Raw genomic sequence first — 16,039 nt, 5'->3', positions numbered from 1 at the left:
TTTTATTCTGTTTCGTCTATAATTTCCCATGTCACTATTTCATCGTCCCATTCTGCAAATGTAGTCTCAAAACCTTCTGTATTTGCATCAATCTGTGCCATTTCTTCAATCGTTGAGCCTTCAGGATAATAATTTGGATCTGGTTCATATTCAATTACCATTGTTCTAGTTATTCTAATTTTCTTTGTCATTATTCTCTCTCCTTTTGGATATAATTATCTATTTATCTTAATATTTTTATTCTCCAGCTTTCGCTAATTCTTTTACCGTGTTTAAGATATTTAACGCTTCATCATCAGTTATAGGGTATAACTCCCTTTTGATTCCATAAAAAGCTTCTTTTTCTTCACTGCTTAATGAATCAATCATTGACTTTATCACCCTCTCATTTTGGTTTAGCTGCTACTCGATCAACATATTTCATTGCGTCTGTTAATTTATGGCCTTTACATAATTCCAGGTATTTAATGTATGCAGCTCGTTTTCCTTCACTGCGTAACACATCTTCAATTTGTTTCTTTTTAGTGTTGAATATGATTTCTTTGCCGAATATTTTCATTTTAAGATCTCCTTTGAAATTTTAATTCGCTTTTTCTTCTGAGAAACTCAACAACCACTTAATTATCTTATTATACCTTCTTTTACTGTAAATTGGGTTATTTTCGTTATACCATTCGTTTAAATCAAATTCCCACTTATTACTGTTGCAACTTTTACAAGCTGGTACACAATTTGTGACATCATTAACACCGTTATGAACCACGTGTTCTTTATGTAGTAGTTGATTGTAGAGTTCAAATGCTTCTCCTTCAGTGATTCCACAATAAGCGCAACTGATTTTAAAATAATCCAGACATTCAAACCATTCTTGATCTGAAATATCATGTTCTTTGTTCATTCGTCTATTCTTACCATAAGAGTTAAATTTATCTTTATTGTTTTGTTGATAATTTTTATAATAACCATTTTCTTTTTGTTTCTTACTGTAGTCACTTTTTATTTTCTTTCTATAATCTTGTGAATCGCATTTTTTATATGCTTCTCTCATTTTATCTCTATTGTTAGATTGCCATATCTTAGCTCTTCCCTTTAGACAATCTTTACATTCAGTACTAGGAGTATAGTAGACTCCTAGTTTTTTATTTTGTTTCTTTTGCTTATAAAACTCTGCTAATGGCTTAATTGCTTTGCATTTTGTACACTGCTTTAATTCTTCTTTTGTCACACGAACACTCCTTTTCATTTAAAATACTTCTTTTATAGACTTTCTAAATAGTATCTGCTAAACCCAATAATAACGTATGGGTACATTCTTACTCCATCAATAATTCTACTTGATTTAAACATTTCTTCTGTTAAGTCAACACCTAAATTGTCTTCATATTCCCATTTGACCACTGCTGTATCAAAGTGCATATCAACACTCCCTTTGTCGAATTAATCTACCAAGATTTTTACTTGTCACATCAAATCTTATTCCGGTTTCAAGGTCTCTTACTTTGATTAAGTTACACATGAAGTCATTTAATATCTCTACTTGTTCTCCTATTTCATAACCTAAATCATTTATTTCTTTGACCATTTTTCTGGTTGTTTTTCCTATGCTCCAAACTTGACCCTCAGTAACTATTATACCGTTCTTTTTAATCATCTTAATTCCTCCTTTTTAAATGAAAGAGTTGTTTTAAACAGATTTTAAACTTCATACATTTTCACATCTTCAAGTTCATCATTTTGAATTGTAAATATAAATTGTTGATCGTATAGTTCATCTAATTTTTTAAATTCCTGTATCATTTCGACTGGAGCATTTACGTAAAAAACTACAACCTTATAATTTTTAAACGATTTATCCCATTCAATATAATCCTTAACTAAATTTTCAATAGTCATATCTTCTAGGTTGTCATAAAATCCACTTTCACAATAATGGCTTGTTATCCCATGTAGCGATGGGACTTTCACATAGTCAATCATTACAGTTTGATTGTCCCAATCATATTTGTTAGTATTTTCTTTTAAATATTCAGTTAAAATCTTAGATTTGCCGTTTTTACCTTCAATAATGATCATTTTAATTCCCCCTAAAGTTTCTAATTTGATTTTACCATTTTACTTTTTGTTTGTGTTTATGTATCTCCTTACCTCTTAACTATATTATATACGATTAATTTATCTTTATCAACCCCTAAATGAAAAAATATCTAACTTATTTACAAATAAAAAGAAGGCCTATTCAGCCTCCTGGTTTAATTCCCTTATTCAATACCATTCCGATCACTCCCTTTTAATTCTGTTAACTTTAGTTTAGCATTTATTAGAACGAAAAACACTAATAAAATGGAGATTTCAAAGCAAATAAAAACAGTCAACCCTACTAGTTTTTGGCGACTAAGGGTTGACTGTTCCGTAGCTCACCCTGCTCTTTGGACGGAAACGGGTTGCTACTCTCTGTAATTGCCTGATAAAAGCCAATCGCTCATTTGCGATCTTGCAATTTAATTATAGCAAGTCTATGTGTGATATTCAATTTATAAGTGAATAAAAAAGAAAAGATATGCATTCACATATCTTAATTAATTTACCTTTATTGGAATTCTTTGAATGACTCTTGAGAAAGCCAGTTAACATCATTATCAACTAACACAGTTACAAATCCTTCGTGCTGCAAGTAATAATTAGCTTTTTCTACCCTTGTTCCTTCTTCAAGATATAAGTCTCCAAAATCTAAATCGTGATCTACCGTTAAGTATTCGCCAGTTTTTAATGAGTTCATTTTATCTTCCTCCTTTATAAGTATAGTTTAATTTATGCTTATGATATCATAAACTTGCCTGTCTAATATAAATAAATTTATCGTATTTACAAATATGGATAATATTCACCTTTGATTCTGAGATTCAATCCGTGGTAAGATGTAATCACAGAAGGACGAAACAACCTTCTGAATATAATCTAGGAGTTGATAGTGTATGTTAAACATTAACCAAACTATTCAAGGTGAAACTAACAATACAAATAAAATTTTAGTTCCTGGATCAGAACAAATATTAGAACAAATGAAAATGGAAATTGCTGAAGAGATGGGAATAGTGCTTGGAGCCAATACAACGGCACGAGATAACGGGAAAGTTGGAGGCGCTATTACAAAGAGACTGATTGAATTAGGAAAGCATCAACTTATGAATGAAAATAAAAATAACATGTTGCATTAATAAAAGGAAGGGTTAATTCCCTTCCTTTTTTACGTTTATATGATTTTTATATTATGTATTAACTGATTAGTATTTTTCTAATCTGCTCTAGGGCGAATTCCTTCCTACTTCCGCCTCTCAGAGCTATTTCACATTCTTTTTTAATTGCTTCAATCTTATCAATGTTTGAACTCATATTTTTCCTCCTCCTTGTATCGCTATTTATGTGAAAAGCGAATTAATATAATTTAATTTTCTTGTCACAAGTTGGACAGTGACCTTCGTTATGCTTAATGAATTTCATTGCTTTAAAATTAAATTTTTTCTTACAACTCCAACAAGTGTAAAACAAATCTCCTGTTGTATCTCTGTATTTAATTTTCATAATTTATCATCCTTTCGTTAATGTCGATATTTATGTCAAAAGCGCATTAACTTTTGTGTTTTTGTAGCACCTGTTTAGCGATAAATCTTTTTGTCGTTACCTCATCATAAACATCATCAAACGCAAATGAATCTGCAACTTCTGCTAATACTTTTTCATATCGCTCAACCTTTTCAGCCTGCTTTATAAGCCAATCCCAATGTTCTTCAACTTTCGTACCACCAATTAGATAATCTAAACCTGCTACTTTTTTTATTTCTTCTAATCGTTCCTTATCGGTCATTTTCTATTCCTCCCTACTGCGGAATTTACATCAATTTTCCATTAAAATAAAACCATAACTTTATCTTAAGTGTGAAAGCAAAGAAAAATATATGCTATGTATTGTCATTCTTGCAGGTGTCCTAAATCTTATTAACAATGGTATAGCATATATCCAAGCAATTATCTCTTCATACATTCTAATTAATTTATTCTTTCTATTCCTTTTCTTCCCTGTTTTAACTCTATCCTTGATATGTCCTATCTCATGACATATTCCTATTATTTCTCTCTCAGTAATTATTGGCATTGTAATAATTACTTTTCTACCGTGATCAACTGCACTTCCAGTTTGTATTTTTCGATTGTAATAAGCTGTACTAAAAGAGATTGAATATCCGTAATTGTTTGTAACTCTATTTAATTTTTCAAAGCAATCATAAACGTCTTTCATCTATTCGGTATCCTTTTCAACATTCTCTATAAACTTTTTGAAATAAAACTCACTATCTTCCAATTCCTTGATTTTTAATTTTAACTTTTCTATTTCATCTTCCTTTTTCTGTAGTCGTTTTAACCATATAGCATTCATTTCTAATTGATTCATTTAATTCACCTCTCAACTTTTCATAAATCCAAATGTTATAAAGAACAAATCGATACATGATTCACAATTACCTAGTGTTAAACCTATTCTAATATCACCTTTGCGGAACAATCCACAATATAAAGTATATTTACCTATGTAAATTTCTTTCCAGAAACGATTCATATTAATTACCTCCTTTATACGAATTGTTTAACAAATTAATCAATAAATTCTAGTGGTTCATCCAAGCCTTTGTAAAATTTCTTTTGACATTCCAGAGAGCAAAACACAGGTTTATTTAACGAATCAGATTCTTCAAGACTATAAACCGATTGACAGTATATGCATTGCTCCATTTAGTTCATCTCCTTCCAACAGCATAAGCAATACTTCAATTCTATATCTTTATTTTTGATTGTTACTGGCTTATGACCTTTGAATACACACATTAATTTACCTATGAAAGTTTGAAATTTAGTTTCATACAATACTCTGTGAGTGCCTACAGTTAATTTTCTGTTTTGAATACTCATTCAATATCAACTCCTTTTGTCTTTAAGGCTGCTTTACAGATAGCTAAAGTTGCCGTTTCTTCTTTTATTCTTCCTGCAATAAGTCCTTTACCTTGTTGTCTGATAGCAGAATAATAACAACTTTCCGAAGTCGTAATGTCTATCATAATTATTTGTTTTCTTAACTTCTCTACGACTTTCCAAGCGTCTTGTATATTATCACTGGGATTAAAAAACTCTTTGCTTGCTACTCTTTCGCCATTAACACCGTAAAAAGGCGTATCATTATCTTCCCAACCCATAACTTTTGTAGCTATCAAGTAATCTACTTCTCTATTTTTCATTTACCTTCTCCACCTTTACTAATTGTATTAAGTCTTCTGGTTCAAAATATGCTTTTACAATGTCATTAACCTTAATTCCTTCTAATTCATCATTAGTAAAATAAATCTTGCTGCTATCAGTCATAGACTCTCCATATACTTCATTTCCGTCAATTTCAACAATTTGATACTCATATACCCTATACTCTGAATCTGCTCTCAGTGGCCTTTCTGGTTGCTTATCAGGCTGCAAATTAACAGTTATAGTTAGAAATAAAGTGACAAGTAAAGTTAGGCATACAATAGCTAATTTATTTTTATATTTCTTTGGTTTATATCTCATTTATTCACACACCTTATGTATATTTAGTTTATGTATGTAGATAGCCAATTAATGTTCCTAAGTAAAGTAATGGTAATATGATAATTGCAACACCAACTAAGCCTTTTAAAATTATATGAGTTTCTTTCCTATATTCCTCGTCAGTTTTATAACGGTTAATTAATGCTATCATTGTTTGCTTACCTCCTTTTTAAGTTTCTTGATTATCTCATCACTTCTTTTGAAAAGATCCTGGAGTTTAGGTGATAATTCTCTTTTTGGTAAGGATGACTTATCCTTATCTTCTATGTATTGTTCATAATCTCCACTTAGCCAATTATAAATCTTATTTAGTCTATCTTCTGAAAAGAAGTTAACCCTTTCTGGACTATACCATTCTTCTAAACTATCTTGATGTTTTGAAGAATTACATGATCTACATGCCGGAATGTTATTGCTTAAATCGTTCGCTCCGTCACAATCAACATGATCCATATGCAGCCTTTGTTTATTTACTTTCTTTGATTTTTCTTCTGTCATTCCACAATAAGCACATTCATAATTAAAATATTGTTTGCAGTATTTACGTTCTCTCTCTGTTATTTCATGTTTATTGTTTGATTCCCAACGTTCCCTGTTGTTTTTAACTTTATCTTTATTATTGCGTAACCATTCCCTATATCTTCCACTATCTCTCACTTTTTTACCCCATTTGTTCGCTCTTTCTCTCCCTCTTTTTGATTTATTATATTTCTGATCAGATACTCTTACTTTGTCTCTATTGTTATTTTTCCATTTGGAACTTCTAAGTATACAACAACTCTTGCAATACGTATTATAGCCATCAGTATTACTTTTGTTAACGTAGAAATATTCTTTATTCATAGGATGCCACTCATTACATTCTCTGCATAATTTGTGTTCAACGTCATCTATAAATTTATGTGATCCTTCATAAGATAAAGGTTTGTTCTTTATTTCCTTTGAACCTCCATTCTTTTCAACATATAAAGGATCACCATATTTCCAAAGTGATTGATAATGTCTACCACAAAACCCTTTACTTTTTGCTTCTCTTTCACAATGTTCTATACTACAATTTTTAATTTCTTTTACCATTAAATCTCTCCCTTACAATTTATTTTGTTACTCGATTTAATAATAACATATTAAATTTACTTATGTAAATACTTTTCGTTAAATTTAACTTAATTTCTTACTTAGGTCTATTCAAGACCTGAGCTCCATAAATACCCACTTTATTTAGACCTTGCTGTTATATAAAGTTTTCTAATGTCCCACTTATCTACAAGTCCACTGTTATGTATAAATTTCAACTTATCTTTGAAAACTCCATTATAACTATAGTCTTATTCTTCACTTTAACAATGTATCTACATCTATCCGTATATTCCTCCCTGTAGGCCTCTGCCGGTTCCCCTAAGTGATTAACCTTACCAAAGTATACAATTTCCTCTAACATTGCTTAAAACCTCCCATTTTTGATTTTACTTGCTGTTATGCAAAAATCTCTAGATGGCCAGTTATACAATGTGAACTCTGTTATATAAAATATAGGATAGATGAATCCATTGTCAATCTACCCTATATTAAGTTAATTTTACTTTTAATGGTTAATCAACTTGCCTTTTGTTGATCTTGGTTGATTAAGTAGACAACATATTTTTTAGCATCGTTTAAAGTGCTAGTAGTCTTTAATGTTGTATCTATTTCTTTATTGCCCTTAAAAACTCTAAACATTCCCCAAAGTTTAGAAATCCAATATTCACCTGCAACGTAAACACGTTTCTTTTCCTTCATATTCATGTAAGTAAATTCTTTAGTTTCTGTGGCAAATGAGATTGTTATTTCTGTGTTTTCTGCTGCCTCTTTTATTAGGTTTGTTTTCTCTTTTCGGATCTTTGATTGATATTTGCTTAATACACTTTTAAATTCATCAGGAAGTCCAGCGAGTTCTAACATAGTTTTGTCAATTTGATTCATCTTTTTGTTATATCTAGATACATTTAGATTGCCTCGACCACTTACAGCCCATGATACTTGAGAGCCTTTTTGAGTCAAATATTTAAGATATAACGAATGGTATTTCTTTTTATATCGTTGTAAATAGTCTTTTAACTTATAAATATAGTATTGATTGTCAGTAGTTCCAATTGACTGTATTACCTTGTCATTGCATTCTTGGAAATACTCTTGTATCTCTTTGTTATAGTCCTTTTTCACTCTTCTGAAAATCCAATTTGCGTCATGTTCCCTATCAATAATCGACTGTGGTATTTTGTATTTTTCATCTGTGATATCATCTATATCAATTGTAGGATAAGAAAAGTCGCTTCTTTTTGGTGTCTCCTCTGTTATATGTTTATCTGGGGAAGACTCACTAAATGAGTGAATCTCCTCCCATTCGTTTAAATATTCCTTATAGTCGTATCCTTTTCCCTTTTCATTTCCCTTAGTATTGATTGAAAAATAGAAAGGTTGTTGTTTATCTTGATCATGATTCAAGTTAATACATTCAAGTAAGATAGTGTTATTTTTATCTTTAAGGAGTCTTAAAGGCTTAACATGATCTTTTTCTAAGCGTGTGGCAAGTATTTCTTGTTGCTCTGGTGTAAGTTGTTCTAAATAGTCTAAATCGTTCACATTGTCGCTGTTATGCGTTTCTTTGACAGTGTAAACTAATTCGATATTCCAATATTGTAGATCCTTTTCACTTGGAGAATAACCACTCTCACCGGTTTTAAAGATAGTGCTATAACGTGCTACACCTTCATAACCTTTCCTTTTGTCTATAGCTTTAAACAATACATTTCCGTTATCTTGGATATAAATTTCTTTTAATACTGCCATTTCTTTATGATTCCAATGTGAAAGGAGTTTTTCAATTCTTTCTAGTTGTGGCTCTGTTATATCCTCAATTTGCGCTAAATCTGACATAATGGTATTAATATCATTTAAAGGCTGTTTTTCTTCTTGACCTTCTTGGATTGTCTCACCTGCTAATTGTTTAGCAAGTGAGAGTTTTTCATCATCCATTACTGCCCACCATATAGAAGGACGTTTCTTTCCTCCCCATCTGAAGCCGATTGCCTTCATTTGATTTCTAACCTCTTCGCTAGGCTTATTTGTAAAATTTATCTCTATTCCGTTTCCTTTGCTTCCTGTGCCTGTTGTATATGTAATTTCATTGTTTGCTGAGTCTGTTTTAACTTCTGTTGTTTCTTCAATTGTTTCTTGGATTGTTGCAACTTCTTCCACTGTTTCACCTTGTAAAAGGTTTTCTTTTTGTGTGTTGTCTCTTTTTGCTTTTTTGTATACTACTTTTTCTGTCACTTCTTCGACTTCTTGTAATGTGTAAAGTTTAATTGAGCCGTTTACTAAGTTTTTATCAAAGTTTTTCATGTAATCATAATAACGTTTACCATTTTTAGTTTTTTGGTATCCTCTTTTTTCAGATCCTAATAATTCATAAGAAAAAGTATTTCTTTCCTCATTAATGCTGTATACTTCCCAATAATGACCATGATAAGAGAATGATAAAACATCTCCAATTTGTAAAGTTTTTCTGTCTGTTACTTCTACCGGTTTGATAACTTTTTTAACTGTCTTTTTAATAACTGGTACTAATTGTGTATTGTCTGCAATGTGTTTTTCAATTTTATCAATAAAAGCATTAACTTTTTTCATTGTTTCTGCTTCTTCTGATCCGTGTAAATAGCCGTCACATTGAAATGCTCCCTTACCCTTTGCAATGATATTACCGTCTTTTTCAATATGCCAGTTACAACCCTTTGGATTAGCATTTTTAAATGTTGGGTACTCTTCGATGATAATAGTTGATTCTTTTTGCTTTTTCATCATGTTATCAATAATTTTTTGTGAAGTTTCTTTTTCATTTTGAGATGCTGCGCTATCATTGATTGTAGCTTTTAACTTTTCAATTTTAGCATGATCTACTGTAAAACCTTGTTTAGTCACTTTGTAACCACTATAAGAAGTACTATAAGCATCAACAAGTAAAATATATCCGTCCTTTTCTGCGATGCCTTCCCATCTTGCTGGACTCCAATAATCTGTCATCATGTCGCTTTGATCTGCTTTGTATCCGTAACATTTCCAGCCTCTTTCAACTAATCCCACATAAATATTAGCAATGCTTTCTTGATTATTGTAGTAATTTGACATTTTAAATCCGCTCCCTTTAAGTTGTTTTATTAACTTATCTTATGTACTTATTATATAACACTCAAAAGGATTTTACAAGTAAATTAAATATATTTTAATAAATATTTTCAATTTATTTTTGGCCGGATCTATTCGCTTAAAACCCTGATTTTATCCGAAAATAAGAGTTTTAACTTGATTTATAAGGGTTTTAGAAGGCCACAAAAAAGAAAAACACCTCTATTTGAAGGTGTTTATTTATCATTTAATATTCTATAACAAGCTTCTGCATAACTCATATAGTATTGAGGCTTTCCATTAACTATTACTTCAATAGGTTTTATATTATTTCCTTGTCTTTTTGTTGCTCCTTCTGTATTTTCAAGTAGCCATTTTTTTGGATTCTTAATACCTTGAACAATAAGTGCGTTTTTATATGCGCTTGATTGGCTACTTCTTGCCCCATTTGCCATTTAAATTCCTCCTATTAGCTGACTATGTATTACTTTCTTATTAAATTTTAACACATTGAAATGTATATTACAACTAAAATAATTATAAATATACAAAATCTTATAATTTAATTCAGTGTAAAAAGTGAATTTTATTTAGTGAGGACAAAAGAAAAACCATTCTTTTTAATTTTAGAATGGTTTAGGTTCTGTATATTCAAATTTCCCTTGAGCTTCAAATACCTGCATTAAATTAAATGCTAGTTGATACCCATTCCCCTCTGGATTCATTCCTTTCATTTTATTTAAAAAATCTTGATCCTCTGCGAATTCATTCAAGAAAGTATTCATTTTCTTTTCGCTCCATTGTCTCATTAAGGCTGCTTTTTCTTCTTTTTGTTGTTTACGTTTTTCTTTTTGATTGATAGCTGATTGAGTTGTAAGAATGTACCCTTTGCCATTACAAGGAAAACATGTTCCTGCTGAAATTGCTCTGTAATGACTTAAAAATCCAGATCCTCCACATTTACCACATTCTTTTTTAATTTTAGTTTGTGCCATTTTTACCACTCCTATGTAAGATTAATTTAGTTTTATATTATTTCCTCATTTCTTAATTATATTATAGCAAATTAATTAAGCTTTTACAAGTAAAATAATCATAATTAAATATATTAAAGTGTGTTAATACAAAAGAAAAACAGCCTTTACAGACTGTTTAAAGATAAATCTATTTTTCAATTAACTTATATATGTTCTCTATGTTGTCAATCATGTCAGTAACTTCAAAAATTCCGTTCAAATCGTCCTCTAATTCGTAATACTTTTCATCTAGTTCTATACCTTCATTTCTTGCTACATACATCATAGCAAGGTAAGCCGTTTTTAATGTGAATTGATGCATAGTGGATCACTCCTAATAATTTGTATTTATGTCACTGAATTTTCACGAATCAATTAACCAACAATGTTTGTCATAAAGCAATTCACGATTAGTGAATTTATCTTTTTCGCCTTCTCTGATTGCTAGAAAGTAATTATCATATTTATAACCAATAACAATAAAATTACAAGTGTAGTGACCACTCTGTACTAATTGACCTTTTTTAAATTTCTCCACATTTTCACCTACTTCGCAATTTTTATAATATTTATAATTAAAAACAATATTTTATTTAAATTTATTGTAGATAGCATTTATAAACATTTTCTCCGTCATGGTCTTCACATGTGCAATTATTAAGGAAATATTCATTATCTAATGATGAAGCATAATCATTAACTTGATCAATTTCATTTGAGTTTAAATAAACAGTATCACCATTTAAAATTCTTTCATAAGCATATTTTACGTTTTCATTAAAGTTTGTCATTTTTACATTTCCCCTTTATGTATATTTATTTTTTATTAACCTTTTCTATATTTATTATTATACACGATTAATTTACTTTTATCAAGTATTATTTTGTATTTTAACCTAAAATTATTAAATTTATCTTCAAAAATTAAAATAAAACTCCTCATTCATGCAAAGATTATAAAGGCCTTTTATTCCTCCTCTATAATCTCCATATACTTTGATATGTCCTTTACTCTTAAGACGTTTATAATCGCTTCTAAATGGTTTATATTGATTGATTGACGTTTCATATTGATTAACTCACTTATAGCTGCCTGACGTATTCCAGTGAGCTCAGATAATTTTAATTGAGTAATATTCTTTTCTTTCATAAGTTGTTTTATGTTTACCTGGAGTTTTAGCAAAGTGAATCACCTTTTATTTCTAAAGTTTAAATCAATCATTCCCCAATGAACATTTATTCTTTGTTCTTTCGCTTGTTCAATTTGTTCCATTAGTTCACTTGTGAATAATACCTCTGTAATATCATGATCCATTTTTTTGAAAGTTTCAGAAGGATTATTCATGAAATTATTTAAAAATTCCTCATCGTCTAAATAAGCCATTGCTAAATCTTTTAAAGCTTCTTCATCTAAAATGATATTTCCAATCTGTTTGTCTTCTCCAGTTTCATATTGCCATTCTATATATGTTTGAAAATCAAAAATATTTTCATCTTCAATAACGTCTTTTAATTCTGGATATTTAACTAATAATTCATTTTCCTTATTCTCAAAGTAGAAAAATAATCTTTCATGGAAAAGTAAATCACTATCATTTTCTAACTTTTGACCTAAAACATTAACTTGATTATCTTCTAAATAATTGTATAAATCCTCTGCAATAAAAAATTTAATCATTTTTATTACCTCCGAAAAGTTTATTTGTTTTATAAGATACTTTTATTATATACGATTTTTCGTATAATATCAAGAAAAAAATAATATTTTATAAATTTATTTTACGTTTAAAACTTATTATTTTCCTTGCCAACATGGATAAAGCCAACAATTAAAGCGACTAGAATAATATATACAATTACACCAATTAGAATGATCATAATTTGAAACACTCCTTTATATTGAATAAGATTAATTTGTTTTAAAGATGCATTTCCAGCTAATGAAAGCAGATCCGAAAATAAATAGTAATATGTACGATAGTGAGAAAGTAAACATTTGTGAAGGCCTCCTTTTATTATAATTAGTTTACCTTTTCAATGCTTTTAAATTCATCCTCATACTGTCCCCAAACTACACTAATTTTATCACCAGTTTGAACATTGAAAGATAGTTCAGATTGATATAAGAAAATTCCTGCATTGTCAGATGATACTTTATTTAATGCTTTTCCGTGTATCTCTCCATTGTCAGTAATTGAAGTAATTTGATATAGATATTCTTGATTGTTTCCTACGTTGTTTATATAGTTTTCAATTAGTGGATTATATAATACTTTATATTGCTGAATAGGATTATCTTGTTTAGTTTGCTGGATTGCTTGAGCGTTTGAACATCCTGCAATTGTTAGGATTATAAGAGTTGATAAGATGATTAATTTTAATGTTTTCATTTTGGTTAGCTCCTTTATGCAATTTGTTTTCTTAAGTCTTCAATAAAAATATGATCCACTGGTGTATATCTACTAAACCATAAGTTTTTACTAGCTAACAATTTAAACCCTTGGCCTTCTAAATATGTAGCGACTTTTTGAGAAATTTCCTTTTTGAAATGTAATTCAATACTCTTTAAAGATTCGTTAATTACCACATTAAATTCTGGAAATACTTTAGTTTGAGTTTTCATCTTCTTTTATCCCCTTTGTGAATATGTATTTTTGATTACCTTCTATACTTAGTATTATACAGAATAATTTACTAATTGTCTATAGTTCAAATTAAAAAAGATTAATTTATTTATAAAGAAAGTATGATAACTTCCCTTACTTGTTTATTTCCTTTTCAATCTGAAATAGTTCATTCATAGTTTCATCAATGTAAATGGAATAGTATGGATCATTTTTATCTAAGTGTGAAGTATCTGAAAGGATGAATTCTAAGAGGTTGCGTTTAGAGGTTAGTTGTTCGTGATTGTTTGACATGTTGGAACACTCCTTTAGGTTGTTAGGTTGTTTGTATAGTATATGTGAGTATGATAAGTTTATGCGTGTACATGTGAGGAAAATAATATAATCCAAAGTGAAAAACGGTTTTCTTTTCACTTTGAGCACTTACAAGCGCTTTTCTTGTTAGTGCCTATGTTTGCACAATATAAAAGGCCTTCCACTGGTTAGGGTGAAAGGCTGCTAATTATGGATAGTATGTATGATTAATTTATTTTACTGGTTCCGATTCTCTCAAAGAATATATAAACCAGTACCAGTTAATTATAATTTATTTATATACTTAGAATTATCTGCATATCTATCTTTAACTAAAACAATTTTATAACCTGCTTCACTTAAACAATGATCTATTTCAGCTTGTTTATTATCATAGTGTTTCTTTAAATACTGTCTAAATGATTGACTAATTTTTCCTACAGATGTTAAACCGTTAATATTTTTATCTTTTATTATCTGAATAAATTTATCAAGTGTCTTATCCCTATTATACATAGTCATATCATACAATTGATTAGGATAAGATAAATTACATTCACTTTTTAAATGTATCCTTTTTATATTCTCTAAGATTGGCTCATGTTCAAAACTATTGTTTAAGTTTGTTGGCTCATCGTCAAATGCAATATAAATATCAATTGTATCTTTCTTATCAATGTTTCTTAATGCTGTTCGGTGTATTATCTGCAATAATTCTGCGTATAAATCACCTTTATAAACACTTTCTAATTTAGTATCTTGAAACCATTTTGAATTGTCTGTGTCTTCACTGGTCATTAATGAAACATTAACATCATATAAAGCAATAGCAATTTGTTTATAATAATCTGCATTTCTTTTTGGTAAACAAGTAAGATATAAAGAATTAACATCATTAAGCTGATTCTTTCCAATTGTATTTAATAAGTTAATACCTTTTGTTTGATCCTCTTCATTGTCAAAGTATAATTGTTTATCATTTTCTTTAATGGCCTTTTCATTTAAATATATCTTTATTTCTTCTTTCATCGGTAAGATAAATAAATCATTATGTATATTTTGTAATTCATTGATACGTTTTGATATTGCCTTTTGTGTTGGGTTTCCTGGTTTATTTCTACTGTATTTTGATGTATTTATTTTATCTGTATGTAAATTTAAACGTGTGTAATCATTTCTATTTATAACTGGAATACCTTTATAATTTCCTTTTACATATTGTGAAACATTTGCCGCTGCTGTACCATCAAATACTAGAATGTTCATTCCCAATGATGAATAATCTATATACTTTGATACAATTATTTTACGTCCTACACTATTAAATACATAATCGTCTATCCTTCCATACCCATCAACTTTTAACAGTTTCTTAAAGTGTTTTAATTTATTCAATGATTCGTATTTATTCTTATTATTTTCATGTTCCTTCATTTCATTTAATACAGATAGCAAACCTTTAGAACGTATATTATTACTTTCATTTCTAAATAAACTTTGTGTGATATCCTCATTATTATCTGCTAATTCTTCGGATAAAAGGAAAGTAATATATGATTTATGTTTTTGCAATGTTCTAGGTAGTATATTCAAAGGTTCTGCTAAATTATCAAACCATTCTAATACATTATTATCCTTAGTAATATCAAATATTGCAGAGTCGATAAAGTCTGGTTTCTCATCTATAATTAATAACCGCTTAATTCTTTCCTTTGATTTATTATTATAATACGAATAGTTGTAAGGATTACCAAAGCCTAAACCAAAGTTTTTTAAACGTTGATGCTGTATGATTACTATTTGATACTTATGTAAATCAGATTCATATAAGTTTTTATTGTCTGCATCTAGATTGATTATAGAAGAGTGTGAGACATTGGAAACCTTTTTATATATTCTATGTGCTAGTTGTTTCTCTCTTATTGCAATTAATACTGGTTGTTTATATCGTTGCTTAGTGATCCATATTAGATAAGATTCTAATACTGTTGATTTACCATGACCCATTGAAGCATTACATACTTGCTTAATACCTTCTATATTATGTGAATCATGAAAGGATAATAATACATTAGATATATCTTTGAAAGCATCTTTATTTATATTGGTAGCATGTGATAAGTCAGTGATAGTCGAATACAATTCATTAATACGTTTATCATTATTCAATATTAGCTTCCTCCTGTTTACGTTAATCGTTTATATAATTAGTTTATGTTTACAATGATTTATATTTGTTTATTGCTTCTGATAATTCCTTAGTCTGTATGTATAACGAAAATAATCTATTACTATTCGGTTCACGTGCTATAGTTA

Annotated in this window: 29 protein-coding genes; 1 reads left to right on the top strand and 28 read right to left on the bottom strand. The window is 29.2% G+C overall.

All coding sequences use genetic code 11. The annotated features are described in order from the left end of the window. Positions 1–2: 2 nt before the first annotated feature. The 8 genes from ACSVDH_RS12400 to ACSVDH_RS12365 all read right to left on the bottom strand — a co-directional run bounded on the left by ACSVDH_RS12400 (position 3) and on the right by ACSVDH_RS12365 (position 2,776). Positions 3–191, bottom strand: a complete 189-nt coding sequence (locus tag ACSVDH_RS12400) for a hypothetical protein (RefSeq protein WP_439249639.1) — start codon at positions 189–191, stop codon at positions 3–5. A 46-nt stretch (positions 192–237) separates the two neighbouring features. After that, positions 238–369 carry a hypothetical protein gene (locus tag ACSVDH_RS12395; protein WP_439249638.1) on the bottom strand — a complete coding sequence of 44 codons (132 nt, stop codon included), beginning with the start codon at positions 367–369 and terminating at the stop codon, positions 238–240. Positions 370–385: 16 nt separating this feature from the next. After that, positions 386–559, bottom strand: coding sequence for a hypothetical protein (locus ACSVDH_RS12390; protein WP_439249637.1), 174 nt, complete (start codon positions 557–559; stop codon positions 386–388). A gap of 21 nt (positions 560–580) precedes the next feature. Further along, positions 581–1,225: an HNH endonuclease gene (locus ACSVDH_RS12385; protein WP_439249635.1), complete on the bottom strand. Its 645-nt coding sequence runs from the start codon at positions 1,223–1,225 to the stop codon at positions 581–583. 32 nt (positions 1,226–1,257) lie between these two features. Beyond that, the gene (locus ACSVDH_RS12380; protein WP_439249634.1) at positions 1,258–1,416 is read right to left on the bottom strand and encodes a hypothetical protein; all 159 of its coding nucleotides are present in this window, start codon (positions 1,414–1,416) and stop codon (positions 1,258–1,260) included. 1 nt (position 1,417) lies between these two features. Next, entirely contained in the window at positions 1,418–1,651 is a 234-nt protein-coding gene (locus tag ACSVDH_RS12375; protein WP_439249633.1) for a hypothetical protein, read from the bottom strand. A 44-nt stretch (positions 1,652–1,695) separates the two neighbouring features. Continuing rightward, positions 1,696–2,073 carry a hypothetical protein gene (locus ACSVDH_RS12370; protein WP_439249632.1) on the bottom strand — a complete coding sequence of 126 codons (378 nt, stop codon included), beginning with the start codon at positions 2,071–2,073 and terminating at the stop codon, positions 1,696–1,698. Between the two features lie 514 nt (positions 2,074–2,587). After that, positions 2,588–2,776: a hypothetical protein gene (locus ACSVDH_RS12365; RefSeq protein WP_439249631.1), complete on the bottom strand. Its 189-nt coding sequence runs from the start codon at positions 2,774–2,776 to the stop codon at positions 2,588–2,590. Positions 2,777–2,972: 196 nt separating this feature from the next. Between ACSVDH_RS12365 and ACSVDH_RS12360 the strand changes: the two genes are divergently transcribed. Continuing rightward, positions 2,973–3,215: an alpha/beta-type small acid-soluble spore protein gene (locus ACSVDH_RS12360; RefSeq protein ID WP_439249630.1), complete on the top strand. Its 243-nt coding sequence runs from the start codon at positions 2,973–2,975 to the stop codon at positions 3,213–3,215. A 410-nt stretch (positions 3,216–3,625) separates the two neighbouring features. On the opposite strand, the gene ACSVDH_RS12355 is transcribed toward ACSVDH_RS12360, so the two are convergent. The 20 genes from ACSVDH_RS12355 to ACSVDH_RS12260 form a co-directional block, all read right to left on the bottom strand. Next, positions 3,626–3,862, bottom strand: a complete 237-nt coding sequence (locus ACSVDH_RS12355; protein WP_439249629.1) for a hypothetical protein — start codon at positions 3,860–3,862, stop codon at positions 3,626–3,628. Positions 3,863–3,922: 60 nt separating this feature from the next. Further along, the gene (locus ACSVDH_RS12350; protein ID WP_439249628.1) at positions 3,923–4,294 is read right to left on the bottom strand and encodes a hypothetical protein; all 372 of its coding nucleotides are present in this window, start codon (positions 4,292–4,294) and stop codon (positions 3,923–3,925) included. Beyond that, positions 4,295–4,447 (bottom strand): hypothetical protein, encoded by a 153-nt coding sequence (locus ACSVDH_RS12345; protein ID WP_439249627.1) that lies wholly within the window; start codon positions 4,445–4,447, stop codon positions 4,295–4,297. Positions 4,448–4,647: 200 nt separating this feature from the next. Beyond that, positions 4,648–4,785, bottom strand: a complete 138-nt coding sequence (locus tag ACSVDH_RS12340; protein WP_439249626.1) for a hypothetical protein — start codon at positions 4,783–4,785, stop codon at positions 4,648–4,650. A 173-nt stretch (positions 4,786–4,958) separates the two neighbouring features. Next, positions 4,959–5,285, bottom strand: coding sequence for a BC1872 family protein (locus tag ACSVDH_RS12335; RefSeq protein WP_439249625.1), 327 nt, complete (start codon positions 5,283–5,285; stop codon positions 4,959–4,961). Continuing rightward, positions 5,275–5,607: a hypothetical protein gene (locus tag ACSVDH_RS12330; protein ID WP_439249624.1), complete on the bottom strand. Its 333-nt coding sequence runs from the start codon at positions 5,605–5,607 to the stop codon at positions 5,275–5,277. The genes ACSVDH_RS12335 and ACSVDH_RS12330 overlap by 11 nt, the downstream gene beginning before the upstream one ends. Positions 5,608–5,635: 28 nt before the next feature. Continuing rightward, positions 5,636–5,779, bottom strand: a complete 144-nt coding sequence (locus tag ACSVDH_RS12325) for a hypothetical protein (RefSeq protein ID WP_439249623.1) — start codon at positions 5,777–5,779, stop codon at positions 5,636–5,638. Continuing rightward, complete coding sequence (locus ACSVDH_RS12320; RefSeq protein WP_439249622.1) at positions 5,776–6,705, bottom strand: HNH endonuclease; 930 nt, start codon at positions 6,703–6,705, stop codon at positions 5,776–5,778. Before ACSVDH_RS12320 ends, ACSVDH_RS12325 begins: the two co-directional genes overlap by 4 nt. Before the next feature lie 214 nt (positions 6,706–6,919). Continuing rightward, on the bottom strand, positions 6,920–7,069 hold the full coding sequence (locus tag ACSVDH_RS12315; protein WP_439249621.1) for a hypothetical protein: 150 nt from the start codon (positions 7,067–7,069) through the stop codon (positions 6,920–6,922). Between the two features lie 155 nt (positions 7,070–7,224). Then, positions 7,225–9,792: a hypothetical protein gene (locus ACSVDH_RS12310; protein WP_439249620.1), complete on the bottom strand. Its 2,568-nt coding sequence runs from the start codon at positions 9,790–9,792 to the stop codon at positions 7,225–7,227. Positions 9,793–10,025: 233 nt separating this feature from the next. Further along, complete coding sequence (locus ACSVDH_RS12305; RefSeq protein WP_439249619.1) at positions 10,026–10,244, bottom strand: hypothetical protein; 219 nt, start codon at positions 10,242–10,244, stop codon at positions 10,026–10,028. A 171-nt stretch (positions 10,245–10,415) separates the two neighbouring features. Continuing rightward, the gene (locus tag ACSVDH_RS12300; RefSeq protein WP_439249618.1) at positions 10,416–10,784 is read right to left on the bottom strand and encodes a hypothetical protein; all 369 of its coding nucleotides are present in this window, start codon (positions 10,782–10,784) and stop codon (positions 10,416–10,418) included. Between the two features lie 169 nt (positions 10,785–10,953). Next, a complete protein-coding gene (locus ACSVDH_RS12295) occupies positions 10,954–11,127 on the bottom strand; it encodes a hypothetical protein (RefSeq protein WP_439249617.1) in 174 nt (57 codons plus the stop codon). Between the two features lie 277 nt (positions 11,128–11,404). After that, entirely contained in the window at positions 11,405–11,596 is a 192-nt protein-coding gene (locus ACSVDH_RS12290) for a hypothetical protein (protein WP_439249616.1), read from the bottom strand. A 176-nt stretch (positions 11,597–11,772) separates the two neighbouring features. Then, positions 11,773–11,988, bottom strand: a complete 216-nt coding sequence (locus ACSVDH_RS12285; protein ID WP_439249615.1) for a helix-turn-helix domain-containing protein — start codon at positions 11,986–11,988, stop codon at positions 11,773–11,775. A gap of 6 nt (positions 11,989–11,994) precedes the next feature. After that, a complete protein-coding gene (locus ACSVDH_RS12280) occupies positions 11,995–12,483 on the bottom strand; it encodes a hypothetical protein (protein WP_439249614.1) in 489 nt (162 codons plus the stop codon). Between the two features lie 343 nt (positions 12,484–12,826). Then, positions 12,827–13,195, bottom strand: coding sequence for a hypothetical protein (locus ACSVDH_RS12275; RefSeq protein ID WP_439249613.1), 369 nt, complete (start codon positions 13,193–13,195; stop codon positions 12,827–12,829). A 14-nt stretch (positions 13,196–13,209) separates the two neighbouring features. After that, positions 13,210–13,428: a hypothetical protein gene (locus ACSVDH_RS12270; RefSeq protein ID WP_439249612.1), complete on the bottom strand. Its 219-nt coding sequence runs from the start codon at positions 13,426–13,428 to the stop codon at positions 13,210–13,212. Positions 13,429–13,564: 136 nt separating this feature from the next. Continuing rightward, a complete protein-coding gene (locus ACSVDH_RS12265; RefSeq protein WP_439249611.1) occupies positions 13,565–13,723 on the bottom strand; it encodes a hypothetical protein in 159 nt (52 codons plus the stop codon). Between the two features lie 285 nt (positions 13,724–14,008). Further along, positions 14,009–15,892, bottom strand: coding sequence for a hypothetical protein (locus tag ACSVDH_RS12260; protein WP_439249610.1), 1,884 nt, complete (start codon positions 15,890–15,892; stop codon positions 14,009–14,011). Between the last annotated feature and the right edge of the window lie 147 nt (positions 15,893–16,039).

This window comes from Metabacillus sp. Hm71 (assembly GCF_051842955.2).
Taxonomy (GTDB): Bacteria; Bacillota; Bacilli; order Bacillales; family Bacillaceae; genus Metabacillus.
The sequence above is the reverse complement of the archived record's forward strand: the minus strand, read 5'-3'. Positions and strand labels throughout refer to the sequence as shown.

Excerpts from the sequence above, each read along its gene's own strand:
- ACSVDH_RS12370 (WP_439249632.1), bottom strand. The coding sequence starts at position 2,073 with ATGATCATTATTGAAGGTAAAAACGGCAAATCTAAGATTTTAACTGAA.
- ACSVDH_RS12335 (WP_439249625.1), bottom strand. The coding sequence starts at position 5,285 with ATGAAAAATAGAGAAGTAGATTACTTGATAGCTACAAAAGTTATGGGT.
- ACSVDH_RS12395 (WP_439249638.1), bottom strand. The coding sequence starts at position 369 with ATGATTGATTCATTAAGCAGTGAAGAAAAAGAAGCTTTTTATGGAATC.
- ACSVDH_RS12330 (WP_439249624.1), bottom strand. The coding sequence starts at position 5,607 with ATGAGATATAAACCAAAGAAATATAAAAATAAATTAGCTATTGTATGC.
- ACSVDH_RS12360 (WP_439249630.1), top strand. The coding sequence starts at position 2,973 with ATGTTAAACATTAACCAAACTATTCAAGGTGAAACTAACAATACAAAT.
- ACSVDH_RS12390 (WP_439249637.1), bottom strand. The coding sequence starts at position 559 with ATGAAAATATTCGGCAAAGAAATCATATTCAACACTAAAAAGAAACAA.
- ACSVDH_RS12305 (WP_439249619.1), bottom strand. The coding sequence starts at position 10,244 with ATGGCAAATGGGGCAAGAAGTAGCCAATCAAGCGCATATAAAAACGCA.
- ACSVDH_RS12320 (WP_439249622.1), bottom strand. The coding sequence starts at position 6,705 with ATGGTAAAAGAAATTAAAAATTGTAGTATAGAACATTGTGAAAGAGAA.
- ACSVDH_RS12275 (WP_439249613.1), bottom strand. The coding sequence starts at position 13,195 with ATGAAAACATTAAAATTAATCATCTTATCAACTCTTATAATCCTAACA.
- ACSVDH_RS12290 (WP_439249616.1), bottom strand. The coding sequence starts at position 11,596 with ATGACAAACTTTAATGAAAACGTAAAATATGCTTATGAAAGAATTTTA.
- ACSVDH_RS12375 (WP_439249633.1), bottom strand. The coding sequence starts at position 1,651 with ATGATTAAAAAGAACGGTATAATAGTTACTGAGGGTCAAGTTTGGAGC.
- ACSVDH_RS12350 (WP_439249628.1), bottom strand. The coding sequence starts at position 4,294 with ATGAAAGACGTTTATGATTGCTTTGAAAAATTAAATAGAGTTACAAAC.
- ACSVDH_RS12300 (WP_439249618.1), bottom strand. The coding sequence starts at position 10,784 with ATGGCACAAACTAAAATTAAAAAAGAATGTGGTAAATGTGGAGGATCT.
- ACSVDH_RS12265 (WP_439249611.1), bottom strand. The coding sequence starts at position 13,723 with ATGTCAAACAATCACGAACAACTAACCTCTAAACGCAACCTCTTAGAA.
- ACSVDH_RS12295 (WP_439249617.1), bottom strand. The coding sequence starts at position 11,127 with ATGCATCAATTCACATTAAAAACGGCTTACCTTGCTATGATGTATGTA.
- ACSVDH_RS12280 (WP_439249614.1), bottom strand. The coding sequence starts at position 12,483 with ATGATTAAATTTTTTATTGCAGAGGATTTATACAATTATTTAGAAGAT.
- ACSVDH_RS12345 (WP_439249627.1), bottom strand. The coding sequence starts at position 4,447 with ATGAATCAATTAGAAATGAATGCTATATGGTTAAAACGACTACAGAAA.
- ACSVDH_RS12400 (WP_439249639.1), bottom strand. The coding sequence starts at position 191 with ATGACAAAGAAAATTAGAATAACTAGAACAATGGTAATTGAATATGAA.
- ACSVDH_RS12380 (WP_439249634.1), bottom strand. The coding sequence starts at position 1,416 with ATGCACTTTGATACAGCAGTGGTCAAATGGGAATATGAAGACAATTTA.
- ACSVDH_RS12310 (WP_439249620.1), bottom strand. The coding sequence starts at position 9,792 with ATGTCAAATTACTACAATAATCAAGAAAGCATTGCTAATATTTATGTG.
- ACSVDH_RS12270 (WP_439249612.1), bottom strand. The coding sequence starts at position 13,428 with ATGAAAACTCAAACTAAAGTATTTCCAGAATTTAATGTGGTAATTAAC.
- ACSVDH_RS12315 (WP_439249621.1), bottom strand. The coding sequence starts at position 7,069 with ATGTTAGAGGAAATTGTATACTTTGGTAAGGTTAATCACTTAGGGGAA.
- ACSVDH_RS12365 (WP_439249631.1), bottom strand. The coding sequence starts at position 2,776 with ATGAACTCATTAAAAACTGGCGAATACTTAACGGTAGATCACGATTTA.
- ACSVDH_RS12355 (WP_439249629.1), bottom strand. The coding sequence starts at position 3,862 with ATGACCGATAAGGAACGATTAGAAGAAATAAAAAAAGTAGCAGGTTTA.
- ACSVDH_RS12340 (WP_439249626.1), bottom strand. The coding sequence starts at position 4,785 with ATGGAGCAATGCATATACTGTCAATCGGTTTATAGTCTTGAAGAATCT.
- ACSVDH_RS12325 (WP_439249623.1), bottom strand. The coding sequence starts at position 5,779 with ATGATAGCATTAATTAACCGTTATAAAACTGACGAGGAATATAGGAAA.